General features: G+C 62.3%; 26 protein-coding genes. 8 read left to right on the top strand and 18 right to left on the bottom strand.

All coding sequences use genetic code 11. From position 1 onward, the window contains the following. Positions 1 to 12 precede the first annotated feature (12 nt). Positions 13 to 378, bottom strand: a complete 366-nt coding sequence (locus tag CO664_RS14760; protein ID WP_176536595.1) for a hypothetical protein — start codon at positions 376 to 378, stop codon at positions 13 to 15. Positions 379 to 466: 88 nt separating this feature from the next. After that, complete coding sequence (locus CO664_RS14755; protein ID WP_176536594.1) at positions 467 to 1,606, bottom strand: fumarylacetoacetate hydrolase family protein; 1,140 nt, start codon at positions 1,604 to 1,606, stop codon at positions 467 to 469. A 296-nt stretch (positions 1,607 to 1,902) separates the two neighbouring features. Here CO664_RS14755 and CO664_RS14750 point away from each other — a divergent pair, with 296 nt between their 5' ends. Together CO664_RS14750 and CO664_RS14745 are read left to right on the top strand one after the other, a co-directional pair. Continuing rightward, positions 1,903 to 2,310 (top strand): hypothetical protein, encoded by a 408-nt coding sequence (locus CO664_RS14750; protein ID WP_097526392.1) that lies wholly within the window; start codon positions 1,903 to 1,905, stop codon positions 2,308 to 2,310. Positions 2,311 to 2,426: 116 nt separating this feature from the next. Continuing rightward, the gene (locus tag CO664_RS14745; protein WP_037413149.1) at positions 2,427 to 2,990 is read left to right on the top strand and encodes an MgtC/SapB family protein; all 564 of its coding nucleotides are present in this window, start codon (positions 2,427 to 2,429) and stop codon (positions 2,988 to 2,990) included. 56 nt (positions 2,991 to 3,046) lie between these two features. On the opposite strand, the gene CO664_RS14740 is transcribed toward CO664_RS14745, so the two are convergent. From CO664_RS14740 to CO664_RS14730, 3 genes are all read right to left on the bottom strand, one after another. After that, the gene (locus CO664_RS14740; protein WP_097539221.1) at positions 3,047 to 3,286 is read right to left on the bottom strand and encodes a hypothetical protein; all 240 of its coding nucleotides are present in this window, start codon (positions 3,284 to 3,286) and stop codon (positions 3,047 to 3,049) included. A 152-nt stretch (positions 3,287 to 3,438) separates the two neighbouring features. After that, positions 3,439 to 4,692, bottom strand: a complete 1,254-nt coding sequence (locus CO664_RS14735; protein WP_037413146.1) for an FAD-binding oxidoreductase — start codon at positions 4,690 to 4,692, stop codon at positions 3,439 to 3,441. Positions 4,693 to 4,995: 303 nt separating this feature from the next. Further along, a complete protein-coding gene (locus CO664_RS14730) occupies positions 4,996 to 5,160 on the bottom strand; it encodes a DUF1328 domain-containing protein (RefSeq protein ID WP_012706940.1) in 165 nt (54 codons plus the stop codon). Between the two features lie 271 nt (positions 5,161 to 5,431). On the opposite strand from CO664_RS14730, the gene CO664_RS31585 reads away from it, so the two are divergent. Beyond that, positions 5,432 to 5,563 carry a hypothetical protein gene (locus CO664_RS31585; protein ID WP_272939094.1) on the top strand — a complete coding sequence of 44 codons (132 nt, stop codon included), beginning with the start codon at positions 5,432 to 5,434 and terminating at the stop codon, positions 5,561 to 5,563. Between the two features lie 342 nt (positions 5,564 to 5,905). Continuing rightward, positions 5,906 to 6,157, top strand: coding sequence for a YMGG-like glycine zipper-containing protein (locus tag CO664_RS14720; protein WP_037378934.1), 252 nt, complete (start codon positions 5,906 to 5,908; stop codon positions 6,155 to 6,157). Between the two features lie 98 nt (positions 6,158 to 6,255). Here CO664_RS14720 and CO664_RS14715 read toward each other — a convergent pair whose 3' ends face one another. After that, the gene (locus CO664_RS14715) at positions 6,256 to 6,447 is read right to left on the bottom strand and encodes a NepR family anti-sigma factor (protein ID WP_037413138.1); all 192 of its coding nucleotides are present in this window, start codon (positions 6,445 to 6,447) and stop codon (positions 6,256 to 6,258) included. Between the two features lie 170 nt (positions 6,448 to 6,617). Here CO664_RS14715 and CO664_RS14710 point away from each other — a divergent pair, with 170 nt between their 5' ends. Then, positions 6,618 to 7,415: a response regulator gene (locus CO664_RS14710; protein ID WP_037413136.1), complete on the top strand. Its 798-nt coding sequence runs from the start codon at positions 6,618 to 6,620 to the stop codon at positions 7,413 to 7,415. 3 nt (positions 7,416 to 7,418) lie between these two features. Here CO664_RS14710 and CO664_RS14705 read toward each other — a convergent pair whose 3' ends face one another. The 9 genes from CO664_RS14705 to rirA all read right to left on the bottom strand — a co-directional run bounded on the left by CO664_RS14705 (position 7,419) and on the right by rirA (position 15,690). Next, positions 7,419 to 8,546, bottom strand: a complete 1,128-nt coding sequence (locus tag CO664_RS14705; RefSeq protein ID WP_037413134.1) for an AI-2E family transporter — start codon at positions 8,544 to 8,546, stop codon at positions 7,419 to 7,421. Between the two features lie 106 nt (positions 8,547 to 8,652). Then, a complete protein-coding gene (locus CO664_RS14700) occupies positions 8,653 to 8,823 on the bottom strand; it encodes a hypothetical protein (RefSeq protein ID WP_080605498.1) in 171 nt (56 codons plus the stop codon). Positions 8,824 to 8,977: 154 nt separating this feature from the next. Further along, positions 8,978 to 9,322, bottom strand: a complete 345-nt coding sequence (locus CO664_RS14695; RefSeq protein ID WP_037413132.1) for a RidA family protein — start codon at positions 9,320 to 9,322, stop codon at positions 8,978 to 8,980. Positions 9,323 to 9,504: 182 nt separating this feature from the next. Continuing rightward, positions 9,505 to 10,332, bottom strand: coding sequence for a dipeptide ABC transporter ATP-binding protein (locus CO664_RS14690; RefSeq protein WP_097539220.1), 828 nt, complete (start codon positions 10,330 to 10,332; stop codon positions 9,505 to 9,507). Next, the gene (locus CO664_RS14685; protein WP_097526371.1) at positions 10,329 to 11,183 is read right to left on the bottom strand and encodes an ABC transporter ATP-binding protein; all 855 of its coding nucleotides are present in this window, start codon (positions 11,181 to 11,183) and stop codon (positions 10,329 to 10,331) included. Before CO664_RS14685 ends, CO664_RS14690 begins: the two co-directional genes overlap by 4 nt. A 1-nt stretch (position 11,184) precedes the next feature. Beyond that, positions 11,185 to 12,093 carry an ABC transporter permease subunit gene (locus CO664_RS14680; RefSeq protein WP_037413129.1) on the bottom strand — a complete coding sequence of 303 codons (909 nt, stop codon included), beginning with the start codon at positions 12,091 to 12,093 and terminating at the stop codon, positions 11,185 to 11,187. 10 nt (positions 12,094 to 12,103) lie between these two features. After that, a complete protein-coding gene (locus CO664_RS14675) occupies positions 12,104 to 13,108 on the bottom strand; it encodes an ABC transporter permease subunit (RefSeq protein WP_037413126.1) in 1,005 nt (334 codons plus the stop codon). A 108-nt stretch (positions 13,109 to 13,216) separates the two neighbouring features. After that, complete coding sequence (locus CO664_RS14670; protein WP_097526372.1) at positions 13,217 to 14,812, bottom strand: ABC transporter substrate-binding protein; 1,596 nt, start codon at positions 14,810 to 14,812, stop codon at positions 13,217 to 13,219. A 413-nt stretch (positions 14,813 to 15,225) separates the two neighbouring features. After that, positions 15,226 to 15,690 carry an iron-responsive transcriptional regulator RirA gene (rirA, locus tag CO664_RS14665; protein ID WP_037413208.1) on the bottom strand — a complete coding sequence of 155 codons (465 nt, stop codon included), beginning with the start codon at positions 15,688 to 15,690 and terminating at the stop codon, positions 15,226 to 15,228. 186 nt (positions 15,691 to 15,876) lie between these two features. Between rirA and CO664_RS14660 the strand changes: the two genes are divergently transcribed. Both CO664_RS14660 and CO664_RS14655 read left to right on the top strand, forming a co-directional pair. Next, positions 15,877 to 16,920 (top strand): Fe(3+) ABC transporter substrate-binding protein, encoded by a 1,044-nt coding sequence (locus CO664_RS14660; RefSeq protein WP_097539219.1) that lies wholly within the window; start codon positions 15,877 to 15,879, stop codon positions 16,918 to 16,920. Between the two features lie 318 nt (positions 16,921 to 17,238). Beyond that, the gene (locus CO664_RS14655; RefSeq protein ID WP_037413207.1) at positions 17,239 to 17,709 is read left to right on the top strand and encodes an acyl-CoA thioesterase; all 471 of its coding nucleotides are present in this window, start codon (positions 17,239 to 17,241) and stop codon (positions 17,707 to 17,709) included. Here the strand turns inward: CO664_RS14655 and CO664_RS14650 are convergent. The 3 genes from CO664_RS14650 to CO664_RS14640 all read right to left on the bottom strand — a co-directional run bounded on the left by CO664_RS14650 (position 17,706) and on the right by CO664_RS14640 (position 21,567). Then, positions 17,706 to 18,761, bottom strand: coding sequence for a M48 family metallopeptidase (locus CO664_RS14650; protein ID WP_097539218.1), 1,056 nt, complete (start codon positions 18,759 to 18,761; stop codon positions 17,706 to 17,708). The genes CO664_RS14655 and CO664_RS14650 overlap by 4 nt on opposite strands. Then, positions 18,751 to 19,869, bottom strand: a complete 1,119-nt coding sequence (locus tag CO664_RS14645; RefSeq protein WP_097526375.1) for a YjgN family protein — start codon at positions 19,867 to 19,869, stop codon at positions 18,751 to 18,753. Before CO664_RS14645 ends, CO664_RS14650 begins: the two co-directional genes overlap by 11 nt. Before the next feature lie 201 nt (positions 19,870 to 20,070). Next, entirely contained in the window at positions 20,071 to 21,567 is a 1,497-nt protein-coding gene (locus tag CO664_RS14640; protein ID WP_037413113.1) for a CoA-acylating methylmalonate-semialdehyde dehydrogenase, read from the bottom strand. Positions 21,568 to 21,696: 129 nt separating this feature from the next. Here CO664_RS14640 and CO664_RS14635 point away from each other — a divergent pair, with 129 nt between their 5' ends. Continuing rightward, positions 21,697 to 22,578, top strand: coding sequence for a LysR family transcriptional regulator (locus CO664_RS14635; protein ID WP_097539217.1), 882 nt, complete (start codon positions 21,697 to 21,699; stop codon positions 22,576 to 22,578). The last annotated feature ends 172 nt before the right edge of the window (positions 22,579 to 22,750 follow it).

Here is a 22,750-nt window from a genome sequence, read left to right as displayed (position 1 = left end):
AAGTCCGCTCCGTCAGTCCGCCGAATAGAACTGCAGCGTAAACACGTTGCCCGAGATTTCGTCGGCGAGTTCCCGGGAGAACTCCAGCGGCATGCAGTTCTCGAGCGCCGCCGTCGCGGCGGCGACGAAGGCCTTGCGCTGGTCTGCGTCTCCGGTGACGCGGATCGCCGTCGGCTGGGGCGGGCCCATCAGCGTGCCGTTGCCGCGGAAGCCGAATTTGAGCGTGACGAAGGAATCCCTGATGCCGGCGGGAGGAGTCCAGCATTTGCCGAGCGCATTGCTTACCTCCTCGATGGTCCGCAACGGTTCGGCGCGCAGCGGATGCGCCGCGACTGCGACGAACAGGCTAACCGCGGCCAACCCGAAGGCGACTTTCATTTCGACCCCCAGCCCTGAATGAACGATCAATCCAGCCGCCAGAGATTGCGACGGACGGCGCCCGGATGCAATCGCCCATCTCCTCGCGCTAAAGCAAGCCGCGTTTCGCAAGATTGCGCATCAGCGATGCAGCTCCGAAGGTCCAGGGCGGGCAATCGGTGGAAAGGCGAACCGTGTTGACGAGGCTGCCGAGGGCGGGGCTCGAGATCGTAACGACGTCGCCGATTTTGTGCGTGAAACCCTGGCCCGGCTCGCCGCGATCCTCGACCGGAGCGAAGAGCGTCCCCATGAACAGCATAAGCCCATCCGGATACTGGTGGTGCGGGCCGATCGTCTGGGTGACGAGATCGAGCGGGTCGCGGCTGATCTCGCGCATCGTGCTGGCGCCCTTAAGGCGGAAGCCGTCCGGGCCCTCGATCAGCAGATCGAGATCGGCGCTGCGCACGTCGTCAATCGCATAGGTCTCGTCGAAGAGGCGGATGAAGGGGCCGACCGAACAGGAGGCGTTGTTGTCCTTGGCCTTGCCGAGAAGCAGCGCCGAGCGTCCCTCGACGTCGCGCAGATTGACATCGTTGCCAAGCGTCGCACCCTTGGCGCGCCCGTCGCCGGAAACAGCAAGGACAATCTCCGGCTCCGGGTTGTTCCAGCGCGAAATCGGATGCAGGCCGACCGCGGCGCCAAAGCCGACCGCCGAGAGCGGCTGGGCCTTGGTGAAGACCTCGGCATCGGGGCCGATGCCGACCTCAAGATATTGCGACCAGACGCCCTCCTCGATCAGCGCGGATTTGACATCGGCTGCCTCCGGCGAGCCGGCCTTCAGGTTTCTCAGGCTGTTGCCGATGATCGCCGTCATCCGCGTGCGGATCGTCTCGGCCCGTGCGGCGTCGCCTGCAGCGCGCTCCTCGATGACACGCTCGATCATCGAGCGGGCGAAGGTGACGCCGCAGGCCTTGACCGCCTGAAGATCGCAAGGGGCAAGAAGATGGACCTTGTCCCGGCCCGGCTCCGTCTTGGCCATGACGGCGTCGACGGAGCCGATGGCCTCTCCGGAGGCCGAACGGACATGGGCGACGGGATCGGAAAGCTCGAGGAGGTCGCGCATCGTTGGCACCGCCTTCGAGGTGATGTCGATCAATTCTCCCGCTCGGACGGTCACAAGGCTCGGCCCTTCGACGTCCGGGCGCCACGCACGTCCGACGAAGGTTCCATTTTCATAGCTCGTGGTCATTCGTATGCCTCCCGTGCTTGCCCGTCCGGTGCATTCCCGTTTCAGTTCTTGCAGTCGAACGCGCGCTCTGTAAAGGACCTTCTACCAGCACAGGTGTGTGTTTCAAAAGGACCGCAACGGAACCTTGCAATATTTCGCGCGTTTAATATTGCAGCGCCTCTCCATCCACGATGGTGAGGCTCTAAATTATACTTGCGATGGTCGAACGCCCCTCCTTAAGTCCTCGCTGATTTGGGGAATCATAGCCGCCAGATGCTGGCGCCGAAGGGACGATGGCCAGAAAGGATGATACTGCCATGGACCCAAACGACCAGTTGAAGGATAGGCCTCCGGTCGATCCGGTTACAGGACAGCCAGCGCCGCGTCCCGAAGTGCATGAGGAGCGCGCCGCCCGAAGCACCTGGCCGTTGCTCGTCATACTGCTTGCCGGTCTCGTGCTTGCGCTGATTGCTTGGTTGCCGGCCGAACTGACCAGGGATGCGGAGGATACTCCCACCTCCTCGACGACGACCACGACGGAGCCCGCGACCGACCAACCCGCCACAAGCGGAGAGGCAACACCGCCCGCGGCAACGCCAGGGGGAACGACACCCGCTGAAACGCAACCTCAGCCGACTACCCCGGCGCCGGCACCGGCACCTGAAGGAACGGCACCTGAAGGAACGGCACCGCAGCCGCAGACGCAGACGCCTCCGGCCCAGTGACCGGAACGCGACGATTTCGGGCGGAGAGGAGGCTCTCCGCCCCCCTGATCTGAGTTCCGCCGCTCCGGCGCAGTGTCGCCTTGGCTTTGCAATCCACTACCGCGATCCGCACATTCATGGACCAGATCCTTGCCGACATCCTCGTTGGGACTCGCACCCCCTATCCGGTCATATTCGCACGGTTGGGCGGAGCAATCTTGCTTGGCGCCCTCATTGGCATCGAACGGGAGAAACGCCAGCGCCCCGCGGGTCTCAGGACGCATATCCTCGTAAGTCTCGCTTCGGCGATATTCGCTGTAGTCGCGGTAGAAAGCGTGCACATGACGAGCTTGTCGGGCCCGGAGGTCCGCATCGATCCGATCCGCGTCGTCGAAGCGGTAACCGCAGGCGTCGCCTTCCTGGCTGCCGGCATGATCGTGTTCTCGAAGGGCGAGGTCAAAGGCCTGACGACGGGCGCCGGCATGTGGCTTGCCGGCGCCGTCGGCCTGTCGATCGGCTTCGGCTTCTGGTTGATTGCTGCCTTCGCCGCGGTGGCCAGCCTCATCGTCCTTTTCATCCTCGGCCGCATGGAGGTGGCGCTGCAATGGAAGGCGCCCGAAGGTGAAGAGGACGGCGCCAGGGAACCTCGCCGGAAAGACGCTGCCGGGGCACCTTCGGGATCGGGCGAACGAAGTCGATGAGAGAATAGTCTGTGGCCTACGTGGCCGAGCGAGATGAGCGCTTCGGCCTGTCAAACCTAGCAGGCGCTGACCATCGTTTCACTGCCCCCAGTCGGCACTGGCCCTGCCCCGACCGGCTCCCTCTGCCGCAAGACATGCAGCGAGGCGACCGCTCGAAGCGCCTCCTCGGAGGTCGCAAAGATCCGACCATCGAGAGACCACACGCTGTACTTAACCGCGACGAAACGCAATTGCCCATTGTCTGGGATCAGCGCGCCCACGGCCTCGCCGGCGAATTCGATCGTCTGCTTTTTCATTGAAGCGGCCCTCCCTCGCCCGCCGGCTGGGGCGGCTGGCTGCAAGGCAGAGAACGGACGCACCGAACCTTTCCTTTCAGCCGCGGGAGAAACACGCCTCCGCCGCTTAAGTTCCACTGGAGCAAAAAAATCGCTCCGGAAGGCCGAGAAATTTACGCGAGGAAGCGGTCTGGCCTGTAGGGCGCAAGGTCGATCACCGTCTTCTGGCCCGTGATCGCTTCTGCAAGCGCGCGACCGGTGACCGGGCCGAGGGTCATTCCGTGATGGGCATGCCCGAAAGCGAACCACAACCCCTCGTGCCTGGGGGCCTTGCCGATGATCGGCATCATGTCGGGCGTGCAGGGTCGAGCGCCGATCCATGGCTCCTCGTCGCGCCGTTCGGCGAGCGGGAAGAATTCGCGGGCGACGCGCTCCGCGCGGGTCAGCTGCACGGGCGTCTTCGGTGCGTCGCGGAGCGCGAATTCCGCCCCTGTCGTCAGGCGGATGCCGCGGAGCATCGGCGCCAGGAAATAGCCCATTTCCTCGTCCAGCACCCAATTGTTCAATTGTGCACCGTCCTTGGTGCCATAGTGCATATGATAGCCGCGCTTGACCGCAAGCGGGAAATGATAACCGAGCTTGCGCGTCACCGTGTCGGCCCAGGGGCCGAGGGCAACAACCACCTGGCGGGCTTCGAGCGGACCTTCCGGCGTCGCGACGCGCCAGCCGGGCCCCTCGAGAACATGTTCAAGCGTAGCGGCATCGCCCGAGAGGAGCCGGCCGCCGAGCGACTGGAAATAACCGAGATAGGCCTTGTTCAGGCTGTGCGGGTCGCGGATCGACCAGGGATCCGTCCAGCGCAGCCCGCCGGCCAGTTCCACCTGGATCGAGGGCTCCATGGTCTTCAGCTCGCTTGTCGAGAGCTTCTGGTGATTGACGCCGAACCCGGCCGAGAGCCGTTCAGCATCCTTGTAGGCGGCGTCGCGCTCCTTCTCGGTGCGGAACACCTTCATCCAGCCGTCCTTGCGGATGAGGTCGCCGGCGCCGGATGCGTCGATCAGATCGCTGTGCTCGGCGATCGAATTCTCGATCAGCGGAGCGTAGAGATGGGCGATCCGCTGATGCTGGGTGAAGCCCGAGTGCCACCAATACCGCGCCAGGAAAGGCACCAGGCTCGGCAGCGCGCGAAAGTGATAGCTGGCATCGATGGTGTTGTTCAGCGCGTAGCGGAAAAGCGCACCGAAATCATGCGGGAAGCCATAGGGAAAAACCCCCTCCCGCTGGATCAGGCCGGCATTGCCGTAGGAAGTCTCCTCGCCCGCTCCGCGACGATCGAGAAGCACCACCGATTTGCCGCGCCGCGCCAGGTGAATGGCGGTCGAAATGCCGACGATCCCGGCGCCCAATACCACTATGTCAGTCTTCATAGACGATGCCCGTTCCTTCGCCCCGTTCGATCCATGCGTCACGCATTTAGCTTTCCCTATCTCGGGAAACCTTGGCAGCAGGACCCGAGACAGAGGGCGCCCCGGGCTCGTCGACAAAGTTCAAGTGATTTCATGAGCGTCGCCCCCGATGATACACGCATGAATAGCCAAGCGCGCCAGGCGGGGCAAGGGACGGCAAAGCTGCCAAGGAAAAGGGTGAGGCTTGAAGCCTCACCCTTTAAAGCAAGATATGTCTTGGGATCTGGCGCGGAGCGCAAACGATCCGCTCCGTAAAGGCTCTCGTCAGGTTCGTCGGAAGAGTCCCATGACAAGCGAGACCACCAGGAAGATCAGGAACAGGAAGAACAGGATCTGGGCGATTCCCGCCGAGGTGCCGGCGATGCCGCCGAAGCCGAGAACGCCGGCTATGATGGCGACCACAAGAAAGATGAGGGCATAGTAGAGCATTTGTTATCTCCTTGCCTTGGAATTGGAATCCAAACGCTCTGCCGCTCGGCTTTGTTCCGGTTTCGCGCCAGCGCCCGTTAACCAGCCGGAAACCATATGTTTAGCCAGGGACAGGAAAAACAATCCGCAATTGCGTCGCGGGTCATTACGACCGGAACCTTCGCCAGGACTTGGCGTTCTCCGGAAAACAGAGTTCCTCAGGCAAGATATGAAGATACCTTCGCGACATATACTCAAGACGGTGACAGAGATCACCCGGCCCGAGACGGATATGAGTGTTCATAATCTGCACATCGGCAGGACTTTGCGCGATCTCGAAATGCACACGGAAGAAAAGGGCAACGAGCGGCTTCAGGCGCTGCTTGAAAACCTGGAGCAGTGTGAGGGCAAGCGCCACAGCTAGGCGCGACCATTCTCCTCAAGAAACGTTGTGACGCAGCTCAGATTCCGGCCCCAGGCAGGACGGCGGCAACAACCGAGCGTAGCACGTCCCGGCCACGCGGAACAAAAGGCGTCAGACGGCGTTCTGACAACGATAACGCGCGCCGCAACGGCGGCAGTACAAGGGAGTCGCGAATTGCAAGCCTTCGCCGCGCCTGTCCTGATGGTTCCGGCAGAAGCCGATTCTCCCGCCTTATGGTGGCTGCCGACCATCTCGAATTTATTCCTTGAGAGCTTCATTCCGCGCCGTTTCGACCGCCCCGCGCCCATTTTTCGTTCAACCAACCTCGGATAGGAAAGCACCATGAAGAAGATCCTTCTTGTCGCCAGCGTAATTCTTCCCCTTGCTGCTTCGTGCACGCAAACGGAAAGGGGTGCAGCGATCGGCGCCGCTTCAGGCGGCATCATCGGCGGGGCCATTTCGAACGATGTCCGCGGCGCCGCGGTCGGCGCGGCGGTCGGCGGCGTAGCTGGCGCGCTGATCGGGCGCGCGAGCGAGCCCGGCTATTGCGTCTATCGCGACCGCTACGGCCGCCGCTATACCGCGCGTTGCTGATGCGGCCGCCGCGAAGCGGATCGATTTCGCGTCGACAGCTTCGCCATTTCCGTCGAGGCACAGGCCCTCTCGAAAGCGAGGGCCTGCCGGATCCTTCGTCAATCGTCCGACTGCGCCCTCTCGGCCTCGTCGAGGCGCCGGAGAAGATCGATAAATTGCTGTGGCACAGCCTCGGACTCGACAGCCTGATAGAGCGCTCTCAGGCGGGACACCACGATGCCATTGACATCGCTTTTCGTGGCTCCGGTGGCCGATTTGCCTCCCGGACGACGGTTGGATTGATCGTTCATTTTTCAGTCCCGGATACCGAAGACTCAAATCCTCCGGCGGTTTTCCATTCGTATCTCGTCGTCTGCAATCCGTTTCTTGAATTCGCAAGACGCGCGCACAACATTGACGTATCCTGCGTCATGCCACCCCATTAGTGCGACTTTATGCACAATAGTTTAGGAAGGCCTAAATGTCACTTTCCACCAGGATTGCGCCACATCTTCCTTATCTCAGGCGCTACGCGCGCGCCGCTACCGGCTCGCAAGCGGCAGGCGATGCCTATGTCGCAGCCACATTGGAGGCATTGATCGAAGACATCAGCCTTTTCCCTTCGGCGTCCAACGACCGAATCAGCCTCTACAAGCTCTTCTGCTCGCTGTTCGACAAGCTGGAGGTCGACCGGGCCAATTTGACCTCTCCCTTTGCCTGGGAACAGAAGGCCGCCGCCAATCTGTCGCTGATCGCGCCCGCGCCGCGACAGGCATTCCTGCTCGTCTCCGTCGAAGGCTTTTCGAGCGCCGAAGCGGCGGAAATCATGTCCGTCGACCAGGGCGCCTTCGCCAAGCTCCTCGCCAGTGCGTCGGAAGAGATTTCCCGCCAGGTGGCCACCGACATCATGATCATCGAAGACGAGCCGCTTATCGCCATGGACATCGAGGACATGGTGACGAGCCTCGGGCACCGGGTGACGGGCATCGCCCGCACGCATCGCGAGGCGATCGACATCTATCGCCAGACGTCGCCCAAGATGGTTCTCGCGGATATACAGCTGGCCGACGGGAGCTCCGGTATCGACGCGGTCAACGACATCCTGACGCAGGCGGCCGTTCCGGTGATCTTCATTACCGCCTTCCCCGAGCGGTTGCTGACGGGCAACAAGCCGGAGCCTGCCTTCCTCGTAACGAAGCCCTTCAATCCGGAAATGGTCAAGGCGCTGATCAGCCAGGCGCTGTTCTTCGACGAACAAGCGCACGCACGCGCGCGCTGACCTTCAGCCCGGCAGTTGCGGTTCGGGCGTCGCCTCGCGCAGCTGCTCGAAAATGGTCATGGCGATCAGCGAGAGCGGCATGGCGAGGATCGCCCCGACCGCGCCCCACATCCAGGTCCAGAACAGAATCGCGACGAAGATCAGGAATGGATTAATTTCAAAGCGTCGCCCCAGAATCGCCGGCACGACCAGATTCTCCATGGCGAGATGAATGAGGAAGAAGCCGGCGGCCGGCGCGAGCGCTGCGACCAGGGCATCATGGATCATCAGGCCGCCCACGAGCAGCGACAGCGTCATGAACGTGACCCCGAGATAGGGTATGAAGCTCGAAACGAAGGCGAAAAGTCCCCAGAGCGGCGGCATCGGCAAACTGCCGATCAGCGCGATCATCATCGTGAAGCCGCCCAGCGCCAGGTAAATCAGGCTCGCCGTGGAAAAATAGCGCGCCAGCCCGTCTTCGATGGCATTCATGATGCGGATCGCGCTCAAGCGCCCCTCGCGACTCGGAAATGCGAGGATGATGGTGCTGCGCAAGTGGACGCGGCCGAGCAGGAACAGCACGAGGGCGGCCAGGAAGATCAGCGTCTGGATCAGCGCCGGCGTGACGCTCGCCGCGGCGGCGCCGAGGATCGGGCCGGCATTCTTGACGATGACGTCCGCGAAGGCGGCGGCGCCGATGCTTCGCTCAAGCGCAATCCGTCCCCACTCGAAGCGCTCGATGAAGGGCAGCACCCGTTCCACTACGCCTTCGGCCAATCTCGGCGCCTCGCGCGCGACTTCGGTGATCGGCCCCAGCAGCGCATTGACGAGCGAGGATAAGCCGAGCACGAAGAACAGCGCCAGCAGGAGGCCGCCAAGCATCGGCGGAAGACCGAAACGCGCCAGCTCATCGGCTGCCCGGCCGAGCACGATGCCGACGACGATGGCGAAGGCAATCGGCATCAGGATCGCCGCCATCGTATAAACGGCTGCAGAGCAAGCCAGGACGAACAACCCGACGATGCTCCCGGCAACCACGAGATCCATGCCGTCGCGCTTCTGGGCAGCCGCCTTCGTCGCCTCCGCCAAGGCGATTTCCTTGTCGGCATTGCGCTTGCGGTTCCGGACAGCCGCTACACTTTTGGCGTCCATCGACACGCCTCTTCAACCTGCTCTGCCGCTGCCTCGCTTCTTTCCTGAGTGCGGCAAGAGGAAATCATGGGCAGTTCGCCGCCTCTCGATCTCGACGGCCGCGCGGTCAATGCTTTTCGGGAGGGAAGATGTGGAGCGTCACGGAAAGCAGCCCCAGCCCCACAAGGATTATCAGCAATGTGTAGGCGACCTCCTCCGACGTCCGCGGGAAAAGGCCGAAGCCCAGAATCACCCCGGCGATCAGCAGCAAACACAGCCGCGGCAGCCAGTAGACCATGGGCGATTCCTCCACATGCGGTTTGATCCACAAAAACGCTTCGAGGAGGAGAATCGTTCCGGCTGTGGGTATCGGCAGCGCACAGCAAAACGCCGCCGGGCCGTTCAGCCGGCGGCGTTCAAAATAGAGACATGAAGCGGTGTGACGCGACGCCTCAGAGCGCTGCCGTCACGATAACCTCGACGAGGTATTCCGGCGTTGCGAGCTTGGCTTCACCGGTGGCGCGGGCAGGCGTGTGGCCCTGCGGCACCCAGGCATCCCAGACGGAATTCATCTTGGCGAAATCCGCCATGTCGGCGAGCCAGACGGTGGCCGAGAGGATGCGCGTCTTGTCGGTGCCGGCGAGCGCTAGCAGACGATCCACTTCGGCGAGCGCCTGCTTGGTCTGGGTGACGACATCGTCTCCAGCGTTGCCAACCTGGCCGGCCAGATAGACCGTGTTGTTGTAGACCACGGCCTGACTCATCCGCGGGCCGGTTTCAAAGCGCTTGATTTCCATATTCGTCATCCTGGTGTTGGGCCGAACAAGGGATTGCCGGCCAATTCGGCTGCCCGCCGCCAGGGCCGGAATTCAAGTGGCGGCGCCGAAGCTCTACACGATCGGAATGAGAACGCCAACAAGCCGCGCTTCCGTGCGAGACGCGGCTTTCTGGGTTTTTTACTCGGCTCGCTCGGAGCCGCTCAGGCGGCGCTCTTGCGGGCGAGCCGCGCCTTGATGCTCGCAACATCGGCACGCGGCGTGGCCGCGAACAGCGTCTTGGTATAGCTGTGCTGCGGATTGGAAAACACCTCGTCCCGGCTGCCGTATTCGACTGCCTCGCCGTAATACATCACCATCACGTCGTCGGCGATGTAGCGCACCACCGAGAGGTCGTGGCTGATGAAGACATAGGTGAGCTTGAACTCGTCCTGCAGATCGGCAAGCAGGTTCAGGACCTGGGCCTGGACGGATAGGTCGAGCGCCGAAACGGGCTCGTCCAGCACCAGGAACTTGGGATTGAGCATCAGAGCGCGGGCGATGGCGATGCGCTGCCGCTGACCGCCGGAGAACATGTGCGGATAGCGGTTGTAGTGCTTCTCCTCCAGGCCGACCTTCTTCAGCATCGTCATCGCCCGCTCGCGCCGCTCGGCTGCGGGAACTTTGGTGTTGATCACCAGCGGTTCCGCAAGGATGTCGCCGATCTTCTGGCGCGGATTGAGCGATCCGTAAGGATTTTGAAAGACGATCTGCACCTTGCGGCGCATTTCCGTGGTCAGGCCATCGCGTGCGATGTCCACCTTATTGCCATCGATCAGCAGCTCTCCGGCCGTCGCCGGGTCGATCAGGGTGATGATGCGGCCGAGCGTCGACTTGCCGCAGCCGCTTTCGCCGACGATCGCGAGGGTCTTGCCCTCGTCGACGGTGAAGCTGACGCCCTTCAGCGCATGGACGGTCCGCGCCTTGCGGAACAGGCTGCCGGGGATGTGATAGTCGCGCACCAGGTTGCGGGCTTCGAGAACGTGGGTCATCGAGCGGCTCCCTCGAGCGTCTGCTGCTCATTGAAAAGTTCGGAAATCGTCGGCAACCGGTCCCCCGTCGCGTTTTCCGGAAGGGCGGCGAGAAGCGCCCGCGTGTAATTGCTCTTCGGCGATTCGAACAGCGACAGCACATCCGCCTCCTCGATCTTACGCCCCTTGTACTGGACGACGACGCGATCGGCCGTTTCGGCGACGACACCCATGTTGTGGGTGATCATGATCAGGCCCATGCGGTATTCCTGCTGCAGTTTCATCAGCAGGTCGAGGATCTGCTTCTGGATCGTCACGTCGAGCGCCGTCGTCGGCTCATCGGCGATCAGGAGCTTCGGATTGCAGGCAAGGGCAATCGCGATCATCACGCGCTGGCACTGGCCGCCCGACATCTGATGCGGAAAATGCCCGAGGCGCTCGCCCGGATCGGGAATGCCGACGGCCTCGAAGAGCTCGATGGCGCGCCTGCGCCGCGCCGTCCGGTCGAGGCCCATATGGATGCGCAGCACTTCCTCGATCTGGAAACCGACGGTGAAGCAGGGATTGAGGCTCGCAATCGGCTCCTGGAAGATCATCGCGATGTCCTTGCCGACGATCTTGCGGCGCTCGGCCGACGGCATTTTCAGGAGATCCCGCCCGTTGAAGGCGAGCTTGTCGGCCGTCACCTTCGCGGTCCAGGGCAGAAGCCCCATCGCCGCGAGCATCGACACGGACTTGCCCGAACCGGACTCCCCGACAATCGCCAGGACCTCGCCCTCATGAACCTTGAGCGAAACGCCGTCGACGGCTCGGAACGGCCCGGTAGCCGTCTGGAATTCGACGACGAGATTTTCGATTTCAAGAAGCGCCATGTCAGGACCTCTTCAGCTTGGGGTCGAGAGCATCACGCAGTCCATCGCCCATCAGGTTGATTGCCAGAACGGTCAGGAGGATCGCGAGACCCGGAAGCGTCACGACCCACCAGGCCCGCAGAATGAATTCGCGGGCTTCTGCAAGCATCGTTCCCCATTCCGGCGTCGGCGGCTGCGCGCCCATGCCGAGGAAGCCGAGCGCCGCTGCGTCGAGGATCGCGCTCGAAAAGGAGAGCGTCGCCTGAACGATCAGCGGTGCCATGCAATTCGGCAGGATGGTCCTGAACATCAGCCTCAGGTGCCCCGCCCCGGCGACCTTTGCGGCGACGACGTAGTCGCGGGTCTTCTCCGACATCACCGCGGCGCGCGTCAGCCGGACGAAATGGGGCTGGAAGACGATGGCGATGGCGATCATCGCATTGGTGAGACCCGGCCCCAGTACCGCCACCAGGACGAGCGCCAGGAGCAGCGACGGGAAGGCCAGGATGATGTCCATGATCCGCATGATGACGGTGTCGACCCATCCACGGAAATAGCCGGCGATGACGCCGACCAGAATGCCGCCGCTCAGCGACAATGTGGTCACGATGACGCCGACGAACAGCGAGAAGCGCGTGCCGTAGATGAGGCGCGAAAGCATGTCGCGTCCAACGGCGTCGGTTCCGAGAAGGAACTCGACGCGCCCCCCCTCCTGCCAGAAGGGCGGCAGCAGTACCGCGTCGCGGAACTGGACGGTCGGATCATGCGGTGCCACCAGCGGAGCGCAAATCGCCAGCACTACCAGGAAAAGAAAGAAGAAGAGGCCGATGACGGCGCCGCGGTTCTCCGAGAAATAGTACCAGAATTCGGCGAGCCGCGCCCGACGGGACGGGTCGGTCGATATGGCGGTTGTTGCGGTAACTTCGGTCATATCGCCCTCCTCAATGCCGGATGCGCGGGTTGATCAACCCGTAGAGCATATCGACGGCGAGGTTTACCAGCATGATGACGCCGGCGATGATCAGCAGCCCGCCCTGGATGACGGCGTAATCGCGCCGGAACACCGAATCTACCATCCACTTGCCGATGCCCGGCCAGGAGAAGATCGATTCGGTCAGAATTGCGCCCGCCAGCATCACGCCGATCTGCAGGCCGATCGTGGTCACGACCGGGATCATCGCATTGCGCAAGGCATGGATGCCTACCACTCGAAAGGTCGGAAGCCCCTTGGCGCGCGCGGTGCGGACATAATCCTCCGAGAGCACTTCGAGCATCGCCGAACGGGTCTGCCGCGCGATGACGGCGAGCGGAATGGTGCCGAGCACGATCGTCGGCAGGATCAGATGACTGAAGGCCGATTGGAACGCCCCCTCCTGCCCCGACAGGAGCGAGTCGATCAGCATGAAGCCCGTGACCGACGGAAAGAAGAACATCAGCGAGATGCGCCCGGACACCGGCGTCCATTGCAGCATGCCGGAGACGACGATGATCAGCAGCAGCCCCCACCAGAAGATCGGCATCGAGAAGCCGACGAGCGCCGTGCCCATGATCAGCTGGTCGAGGATGGAACCGCGCTTGATCGCCGCAATCACGCCGGCCGGGATACCGACGACGACGGCAAAGATGATGGCGCACAGCGACAGCTCGACGGTTGCGGGAAAGAGCTCCATGAATTGGTCGATCACCGGCTTTTTGGTGACGATCGAGGTGCCGAAGTCGCCGCGGACGACACCCCAGAGATAATCCAGGTACTGCACGACGATAGGGCGGTCGAAGCCGAGCTGGTGAGAAATCTCGGCGTGCCGCTCCGGCGACATCACCCGTTCGCCGGAAAGCAGCGCCACGGGATCGCCCGGAAGCAGGCGGATGAAGGAGAAGGCAATGATCGACACCCCGATGAAGGTCGGGACCAGCACTGCCAAGCGCCCCAGCAAGAATCGAAACATAGTCAAACCTCATGCCATCGTAACCGCGGCCTCGTTGCTGCGGCACCGGCAAAAAGGAAGAGGGGCGTTCGCCAACGGCAAACGCCCCCTTCGGGTCAGTCGGTAAGATTACTCTACAATATCAACGCCGTCGAAAGCAAAGTCGCCGAGCGGGCTCTGGACGAAGCCTTCGACGTTCTTGCGCATCGGGACGATGGAGAGCGAGTGGTCGAGCGTCGCCCACGGCGCTTCGCGCTTGAAGACGACTTGCGCCTCTTCGTAGAGCTTGGTGCGCTCTGCGACGTCGGACGCTTCCTTGGCCTTGGTGACCAGATCGTCGAACTCCTTGTTGCACCACTGAGCGCGGTTGTTGCCGCCGACGGCGTCGCAGCCGAGCAGCGTGTCAAGGAAGTTGTCCGGGTCGCCGTTGTCACCCGTCCAGCCGAGGATCACCGCACCGTCGCGGTCCTTCGCCTTGGACTTCTCGAGATATTCGGCCCACTCGTAGGTGACGATCTCGACCTTGACGCCGATCTTGGCGAAGTCTGCCTGCATCATCTCGGCAGCGCGACGCGCGTTCAGCATGTAGGGCCGCGCGACGGGCATCGCCCAGACCTTCATCGACAGGTCCTTGACGCCGGCGTCCTCAAGCATCTTCTTTGCCACTTCCGGCTCGTAGGTGTCCTCTTCGAGATGTTCGTTATAGGACCACATCGTCGGCGGGATCGGGTTCGTCGCCGGCGTAGCCTGCCCCTGGAAGACGGCGTCGACGATCGCCTGCTTGTTGATCGCCTTGTTCAGCGCCTTGCGCACTTCGACCTTGTCGAAAGGCGCCTGCGTGGTGTTGTAGGCGAGATAGGCGACGTTGAGGCCGGCCTGTTCCATCACCTTGAGGTTCGGATCAGCCTTCATCGCCTCGACGTCAGCCGCGTTCGGATACGGCATCAGGTGGCATTCGCCGGCCTGAAGCTTCTGGAAGCGGACGGCCGCATCGGTCGTGATCGAAAAGACCAGGTCGTCGATCTTCTGCTTTCCGCCCCAGTAGTCCGGGTGAGCCTTGTAACGGATGACGGCATCCTGCTGATAGGCGACGAAGGAGAAGGGACCGGTGCCGAGCGGCATCTGGTTCAGCTGGTTCATCTTGCCTTCGGCCTGCAGCTTGTCGGCATATTCCTTCGACATGATCGAAGCGAAGGGCATGGCCAGGTTGGCGAGGAAGGGAGCTTCTTTCCGCTTCAGCTTGATCTTGACGGTCATGTCGTCGACCTTCTCGATCGACTCGAGCAGCTCGGGCAGCCCCATGCCGGCGAAGTATTCCCAGGAACCGCCGGTTACATAGCCGTGCCACGGATTGTCGGACTTCCACTGGCGCTCGAGCGAGAAGACGACGTCGTCGGCGTTCAGTTCGCGGGTCGGGGTGAAGAACTCGGTCGTCTGGAACTTGACGCCGGGACGAAGCTTGAAGGTGTATTCGAGGCCGTCGTCGGAGATCGTCCAGCTCTCGGCGAGCCCCGGCTCGGTTTCCGTCGTGCCCTTCTTGAACTCGAGCAGGCGGTTATAGACGGTATGCGCGGAAGCGTCGAACGTTGTACCGGCCGTGTAGAGGCCGGGGTCAAAACCCTCCGGCGAGCCTTCCGAGCAAAAGACGAACGTTTTCGACCAGGCAGTGCCGGCCATCAGCGTGGCGAGCGCCGTCGCTGCGAAGAGAGTCGTGAGCTTTTTCATGAGCTTGCTTCCCAGATTTGTTTTTTGTTCTCGTATTGTTTTCGACCGCGGCGAGAGTTTTTCCATCCGGTCAAGAACGGATGGAACGACATTTGGCGTCGCATTGCAATAACTCGCTTAAGAAATTTGTCTATGCGAAAAATTCTTCCACAGGTAGAGGCTCGGCCCCGTCAGCGAATCGGTCTTCCGGCTGCGCCTGTCGCGTGTCGATGAGCCCTCCCCTACAGGCCCGCGCGTCTTATCAGACGCACAAAGGACCCTGTAGCACTTTGAATTGCTGCATGTTTTGTCCTCAAATCGGCACGACTCGAGGACACATGCAGTAAGACGGGGATGCGGCGGAAGAAGCGAGGAGAAGACGCAGAAAAGCGCGGAGAAGGGGCTCCGCGCTTCACATGTCGAACCGGTTTTTTTCAGGCGGCAGAGGGCTGCGGCTGCGAACCGGTGTCCAAACCCAGAAGGAAGTTGATCTGCGGTCGCGCCTTAACGAGATCGTCGATCGTATAGCCCTCGAGTACCTCGAAGAAGGCGTTCAACGCTTTGCGCAACGCGGCATTGAGGCCGCAACTGTCGACCAGAGGACAGTCGACCTCCCCCGCCTCGAAGCATTCGGCCATGGCGAAGCTGTCCTCCGTCACCTTGACCACGTCAAAGAGGCTGATCTCCGAGGCCGGCTTCGGCAGCCGAACGCCGCCATTGCGGCCGCGCACGGTTTCCACCAGACCCGCCTTGGTCAAGGGCTGCAAGATCTTGAACAGAAACAGCTCGGAAACACCGTACGCTTTGGCGATTTCAGGAATGCGGCTGAGCTTCTCGCCATTCGCAGCACAGTACATCAGCATGCGAACTGCGTAGTTTGTTTGCTTCGTCAGACGCATCATTCACTCCGGGATCGAGAAATTCGTCCCTCTCATATAGGACGGAACGTAGTTTGGAACAATTCCAAAACATGAAAAATTCACGAAGGCTTTACTTCGCCGTTTCGCCGTTGACTGTCGCTGTCGCGCGGTAGAAATATGACCCGCCTGGTTAACTTATAAGCACCACCAAACGGAGAGAACACCATGCTTGCCTCTAAAACGCTGATCGGCACCCTGTCGGTCGCGGCGGCGTTCCTTGCCTTGACGGCGCCTGCCCGCGCCGATGGCGAGGTCAACATCTATTCGTACCGCCAGCCCGATCTTATCAAGCCGCTGCTCGACGCCTTCACCAAGGAGACCGGCATCACCGCCAATGTGCTCTTCCTCGACAAGGGCCTCGTCGAGCGCATCCAGGCGGAGGGCGCGAACTCTCCGGCCGATGTGATCCTGACCGTCGACATCAGCCGCCTGACCGAGGCGAGGGACGCCGGCGTGACCCAGCCGCTCGTCAACGAGACGATCAACAAGGACATTCCGGCGCATTTCCGTGACCCGGACGGCAACTGGTTCGGCCTGACGACCCGCGGCCGCGTCATCTATGCGTCGAAGGAACGCGTGCCGCAGAACGACATCACTTATGAGGAGCTCGCCGACCCGAAATGGAAGGGCAAGTTCTGCACCCGCGACGGCCAGCATTCCTACAATGTCGGCCTGTTCGCCTCGATGATCGCCCACCACGGCGAGGCCGAGACGGAAAAGTGGCTGACGGGGCTCAGGGACAATCTGTCGAAAAAGCCCGATGGCGGCGACCGTGACCAGGCAAAGGCGATCTTTGCCGGCGAATGCGATATCGCGCTCGGCAACAGCTACTATGTCGGTCTCATGCTGACCAACGAGAAGGAGCCCGAGCAGAAGGAATGGGCTTCGGCCATCAAGGTCCTCTTCCCGAACGCGAAGGACCGCGGCACGCATGTCAACATCTCCGGCATGGCGCTCGCGAAGAACGCCCCGAACAAGGACAACGCCATCAAGCTGATGGAATTCCTTTCGGCCGGCGAAGCGCAGAAGATCTATGCCGAGCAGGTCTTCGAATACCCGGTGCTTCCGGGTGCCGAGCCGTCTGACGTCGTCAAGTCCTTCGGGACGATCAAGCCGGACACCCTGCCGCTTGCCGAGATTGCCGCAAACCGGAAGAAGGCGTCGGAACTGGTCGACAAGGTCGGCTACAACGATGGGCCGCAAGACTAGCGCATCGGCCCGAAAATCGGACCCGATTTTCGGAAAGCACGATGCGTAGATTCAAAGGCTTACAGCGTCCTTTGTGCGTCCTAAGGACGCACGGCACTGTAAGGCGGTCATTGCCATTGAGAGGAAGCAGCGGGCACAAGGCCCGCTGTTTTCGTTTGGGGCACTCGACAGGCAAATTTCCGCCGACCGACGCTTTCGCAGACGCATTGACGGACCGATCCAACCATAGGATTCTCGACCCCTCGAAAGTCGCGCTCGGCTGGAACGGCCTTATCGGAGGGGAAATTGGAAGAGACGAATGACAAGAGCCAGTTGGAAATGGTCGTGCTGATGACCCCCGACATGGCGAATTTCAGCGGCAAGGTGCATGGCGGCGCGCTCCTCAACCTCCTCGATCGGGTCGCCTTCTCCTGCGCCTCGCGCTACTCAAAGCAATATGCGGTGACACTCTCCGTCGACCAGGTGGTTTTCCGCCAGCCGATCCATGTCGGCGAACTGGTGCACTTTCGGGCTTCCATCAACTATGCCGGCCGAACCTCGATGGAGGTCGGAATCCGGGTCGAAGCGGAGAACATCCGCACCGGCGAACGGAGGCACACCAACTCCTGCTATTTCACCATGGTGGCCGTCGACGCGGAAGGCCGGCCGACGAGCGTGCCGCCCTACCGCCCCGAGCCCGGCATAACGGAACGCCGCTACCGCGCCGCCGAGGTCCGGCGGGAACTGCGCCGGGAGTTCGAGGAACGGTTCCGGTCTGCCGGCTCCACGGCCGTTTCCGGCGGAGTTTAGCCCTTCCGCAGTTCGGCAATCAGCTCGAGGATCGCCTTGCGGCGCTCCGGCGTCCCGGGATGGGTCGAGAAGATGCTCGTGTCGGAATGATCGTCGAGCTTCGTCTCCAGCAGCTCGAAGAAGCGGGCGATCGCCGTCGGATCGCGGCCAGCCTTCATCATCAGCTCGACGGAATGCCGGTCCGCTTCCGCTTCCGCGGCGCGCGAATAGGAGAGCGCGAGCAGGCCGCCTCCCTCCACCAGAACATCTTCGGCTCCCGATCCGATATCGCCAGCGATCAGCATGATGAGTGCGGCAACCCCGGCCGCGCGATAGATCTGCCTGAGGCTGTGCTTGTGCTCGACATGGCCGATTTCGTGCGCCAGCACGCCGACGATCATCTCCGTGTCATTACCGGCAAGTTCGACGAGCTCATCCGTCACGATGAGAGTACCATCGGGCAGGGCGAAGGCGTTGGGACCCATCGGACCACCTTCGCGGAAGTTCAGCGTATAGGCCGCCTCACCCGCGGCCGAGAGCGCCGCGATACGCCGGAACCCGTCAACGATCCTGCCGCGCCGCGCCCCATCCAGCTTCGTTTCGCCAAGCAGCGTCCGATCCATGGTCTCGAGCGTGCTCGCCGACATGATCTGGGGCACGATCGGCGGCGTGACGGCGATGGCGACTTCGACGAGGGCCGGCAGCGCGTAGCGGTAGATCAACGCACCGAGCAGGATGGTCGCCGCGACGAAGGCGATCAGCCGCGGGTGGAAGCGCTCCAGCCAGTGGACAAGCCCTGCCCCGCTCCGGCCCTTGCGCGACAGGAAGCGGTCGATCGCGTCGTTGTCGTCGGTCTCGAAAAGAGAACCATCGGGGAAGGTGACCCGGCGCGGGATGCGGCCGACCCGCGCGGAGATTTCGATGGCCGAAAGGCTGCCCCCAGCGAGTTCCGCACCGGTTTCGTCACTGGCGACCAGCCGCTCCCCGGCCTCAGCGAGGCCGGAGGTCACTGAGCGGCTCGACCCCGGGGGATGCCACTCGCCATGCGCAAAGGCCGAATTGTCAGAAGCCAAAGTCGAAGCCTTCGATATCCATGAATTCGGCACCGACCGCCGAACCTTCCTGGGCGATCGCCGAGAAGATCTCGCCGACATTGCCCTCGAATCGGACGCCGGTGTGTTCGTTGACGTAGCGCGCCATCCGGACGGCGGCCCAGGGCCGCATCAGGCCGAGCGTTAGAAGCGTCACGACGACGTTCGAGATGGCGATCCAAGTGTAGCGCAGGCGCGAGAGATCGCTCAAGAGCCGGTGCTTGCCGTCGAAGGTGGTGGCGGACCAGGCGACATTGCGCACGCCGGCACGGTAGACCAGCGCCGCCACACCGAAGATCGCAAAAAACAGGATGTAGCCGAGCACCATCAGCGTGACGAGCGACATCTGCATCTCGGCCGGAAGCAAGTCGGGGCTCTCGATCGCCGTCGCAAAAAGCGCAATGTTGAGGAAGGCGATGAAGCCGACGATCAACAGCCCGAGAACAATGATCGCCGCCGAAATACCCCAGGACTTATAAATTACCCCGACCGAGGGTTCGGTGGAAAAGGCTCTTTGCCCGTAACGCAGATTGCTGCCGATGTAGCGATAGGTCCAGCGGCTGGCGAGCGGTGCAAGGATCCCGAGCGTCACCGCCGCAAGGAACGGGCCGACGATGAAGGCGAGAAAGGCGCCGCCGGCGCGGCCGACGAAATCGAAGCGGACATTGCGGTAGCTCGTCACCCGCGCGCTGAAGCGCAAGCCCCGGGCGACGAGCCACGGGACGAAACAGAGAAACAATAGAACGAGCGCGATGCCGGCGAACGGTGCGAAGGTCAGGAGCACGTTGTAGAGCACCAGATAGGCGAAGACGATGATCCGGCCGATCAGGATCTGCCCACCCCTGGCATGATATTCGAACCCGCGCCCGAGGAGCACTGTGTTGCCGTAGAAATAGCGATTGCGGCGCACCTTGGCCCAGGCGGAATAGATGCCGAGCGTGACGATCGTCAGCAGTATGTTGACGATCCAGATGCCGAAATACTCGCTGCCGCTGCCGGTAAATGACAGGCGCTGAAAATCGCCGTGACCGGCGCGCCCGAAACTGCCCTGCCCGACACTCTGTGCCGCCAACGGCTCAGCCAAAACCATGATCCATCCCCTCGACAAAACCATACGCCGCTTGCGCCGACTCCGCCATTCCGATTGCAGCCGGAAGCATCTAACGCAACGCATGCGCGAATCACCCGTCGACTGCACCGTCAAGCCCGACGTTAGTTGTGCCGCTGCGCGGAATGCAACAAAAAAGAGCCTCCCGGAGGAGGCTCTCAATGGGGGAGGATATTTTCTTTGTCAGCGCATCGTCGGGATCGAGAACTCCGCGCCATCCTTGATGCCCGAGGGCCACCGCTCGGTGATGGTCTTGGTCCGGGTCCAGAATTTGATCGAGTCCGGGCCGTGCTGGTTGAGATCGCCGAAGGACGAGGATTTCCAGCCGCCGAAGGAGTGGTAGGCAAGCGGAACCGGGATCGGCACGTTGACGCCGACCATGCCGATATTGATGCGGGAGGCGAAGTCGCGGGCCGCGTCGCCGTCGCGGGTGTAGATCGCGACGCCGTTGCCGTATTCATGCTTCATCGGGAGCGACAGGGCTTCCTCGTAGTTCTTGGCGCGCACGACCGAGAGAACCGGGCCGAAGATCTCCGTCTTGTAGATGTCCATGTCCGGCGTGACGTGGTCGAACAGGCAGCCGCCGATGAAATGGCCGTCCTCATAGCCCTGCAGCTTGAAATCGCGGCCGTCGACGACGAGCTTCGCACCCTGTTCGATACCGCTGTCGATGAGGCTGCGGATGCGCTGTTCGGCCTCCTTGGTGACGACCGGGCCCATATCGGCCTTTTCGTCCGTATAGGGGCCGATGCGCAGGCTCTCGACCATCGGCGTCAGCTTGTCGATCAGGCGGTTGGCGGTTTCCTCGCCGACCGGAACCGCGACCGAGATCGCCATGCAGCGCTCGCCGGCAGAGCCGTAACCGGCGCCGATCAGCGCGTTGGCGGCCTGGTCGAGATCGGCATCGGGCATGATGATCATGTGGTTCTTGGCGCCGCCGAAGCACTGGGCGCGCTTGCCGTTCATCGCCGCGGTTCCGTAGACGTAACGGGCGATCGGGGTCGAGCCGACGAAGGAGACGGCGGCGATGTCGGGATGAGTCAGGATCGCGTCGACCGCGCCCTTGTCGCCGTTGACGACGTTCAGGACACCGGCCGGCAGGCCGGCCTCGATCATCAGTTCGGCAAGGCGAATCGGCACGGACGGATCGCGCTCGGAGGGCTTCAGGATGAAGGCGTTGCCGCAGGCGATCGCCGGCGCGAACATCCACATCGGGATCATTGCCGGGAAGTTGAAGGGCGTGATGCCGGCGCCGACGCCGACCGGCTGGCGGATCGAGTACATGTCGATGCCAGGGCCGGCACCTTCGGTGAACTCGCTCTTCTGCAGGTGCGGAATGCCGATGACGAATTCGCAGACTTCAAGACCGCGGACGACATCGCCCTTGGCATCGTCAATGGTCTTGCCGTGCTCGCGGGAGAGCATCTCGGCCAGTTCGTTCATGTTCTCGTTCAGGAGCTGAACGAACTTGATGAAGACGCGGGCGCGGCGCTGCGGGTTGGTGGCGGCCCACTTGACCTGCGCGGCCTTGGCGCTCTCGACGGCGGCTGCAAGCTCCGCGTCGCTCGCCAGCGCCACGGTGCCCTGAACTTCGCCCGTTGCCGGGTTGAAGATGTTGCTGACGCGGCCGCTCTTGCCGGCGACGCGCTTGCCGTCGATGAAATGTCCTACTTCATACATCGGTGTTCCTCCTGTCTTGATCCTGGTTGGTCTTGATCTTAGGCGCATGATCGCACTACGATTTCAACAAATCAATTTCCGAAATTCAGTAACCGTTGTGCGAAAATTGAAGTTCACTGGAGCAGCTACATGGACTGGGACGACGTCAGGGTGTTTCTCGCGGTGGCGCGAACGGGCCAGATCCTTGCCGCGTCTAAGAGGCTCGGCATCAATCACGCGACGCTCAGCCGGCGCGTCACTGCGCTCGAAGAAACGCTGAAGACGCGGCTGCTCGTCCGCCGTCCGAACGGCTGCGAACTGACCGCCGAGGGCGAGATCTTCCTTTCCGCCGCCGAGCGCATGGAAACCGAAATGCTCGCGGCGCAGTCGCAGATCGGCCGGATCGACACGGCAATCGCCGGCACGGTGCGCATCGGCGCCCCCGACGGCTTCGGCGTCTCCTTCCTGGCGCCGCGGCTCGGACGGCTGACGGCGCGCCATCCGGAACTCAAGCTGCAGCTCGTGCCGGTGGCGCGCTCCTTCTCGCTGTCGCAGCGCGAGGCCGACATTGCCATCACCATCGAACGGCCCGAACAGGGGCGGCTCGTTTCCTCCAGGCTCACCGACTATACACTCGGCCTCTATGCATCGGCAGACTATCTTGCCCGCCACGGCACTCCGTCAACGGTCGACGACCTCAAGAACCACCGACGGATCGGCTATGTGGAGGACCTGATCTTCACGCCGTCGCTGAATTTCTCCGCAGAGATCATGCGAAGCTGGGACGCTTCCTTCGAAATTTCCAGCGCCACCGGCCAGACCGAGGCGGTTCGCTCCAGCGCCGGCATCGGCATCCTGCACAACTATATCGCCCGGCAATATCCGGAACTCACGCGCGTCCTGCCCGAGACGACGATCAGGCGCGCCTACTGGACGACCTATCACGAGAGCGCACGCGAATTGGTGCGTGTGCGCACGGTCGTCTCATTCCTGCAGGAACTGGTGACGGCTGAGCATCAGATTTTTGTGTGAGGAAATGGTGGCGGTCTCCACCTTATCTTGCCAGCGGCAACGGGCGAATTCATTGCCGCCGGCAATCGTCTGGCTCAGTAGACGACCACGCTTCTGATGCTCTCGCCCGAATGCATCAGCTCGAAGCCCTTGTTGATCTCGTCGAGCGGCATGGTGTGGGTGATCATCGGGT

It is taken from the genome of Sinorhizobium sp. NG07B (assembly GCF_002532005.1).
Classification (GTDB): Bacteria; Pseudomonadota; Alphaproteobacteria; order Rhizobiales; family Rhizobiaceae; genus Sinorhizobium; species Sinorhizobium fredii_C.
Note: the sequence above shows the minus strand (reverse complement) of the source record. Positions and strands in the feature narration are given on the sequence as shown.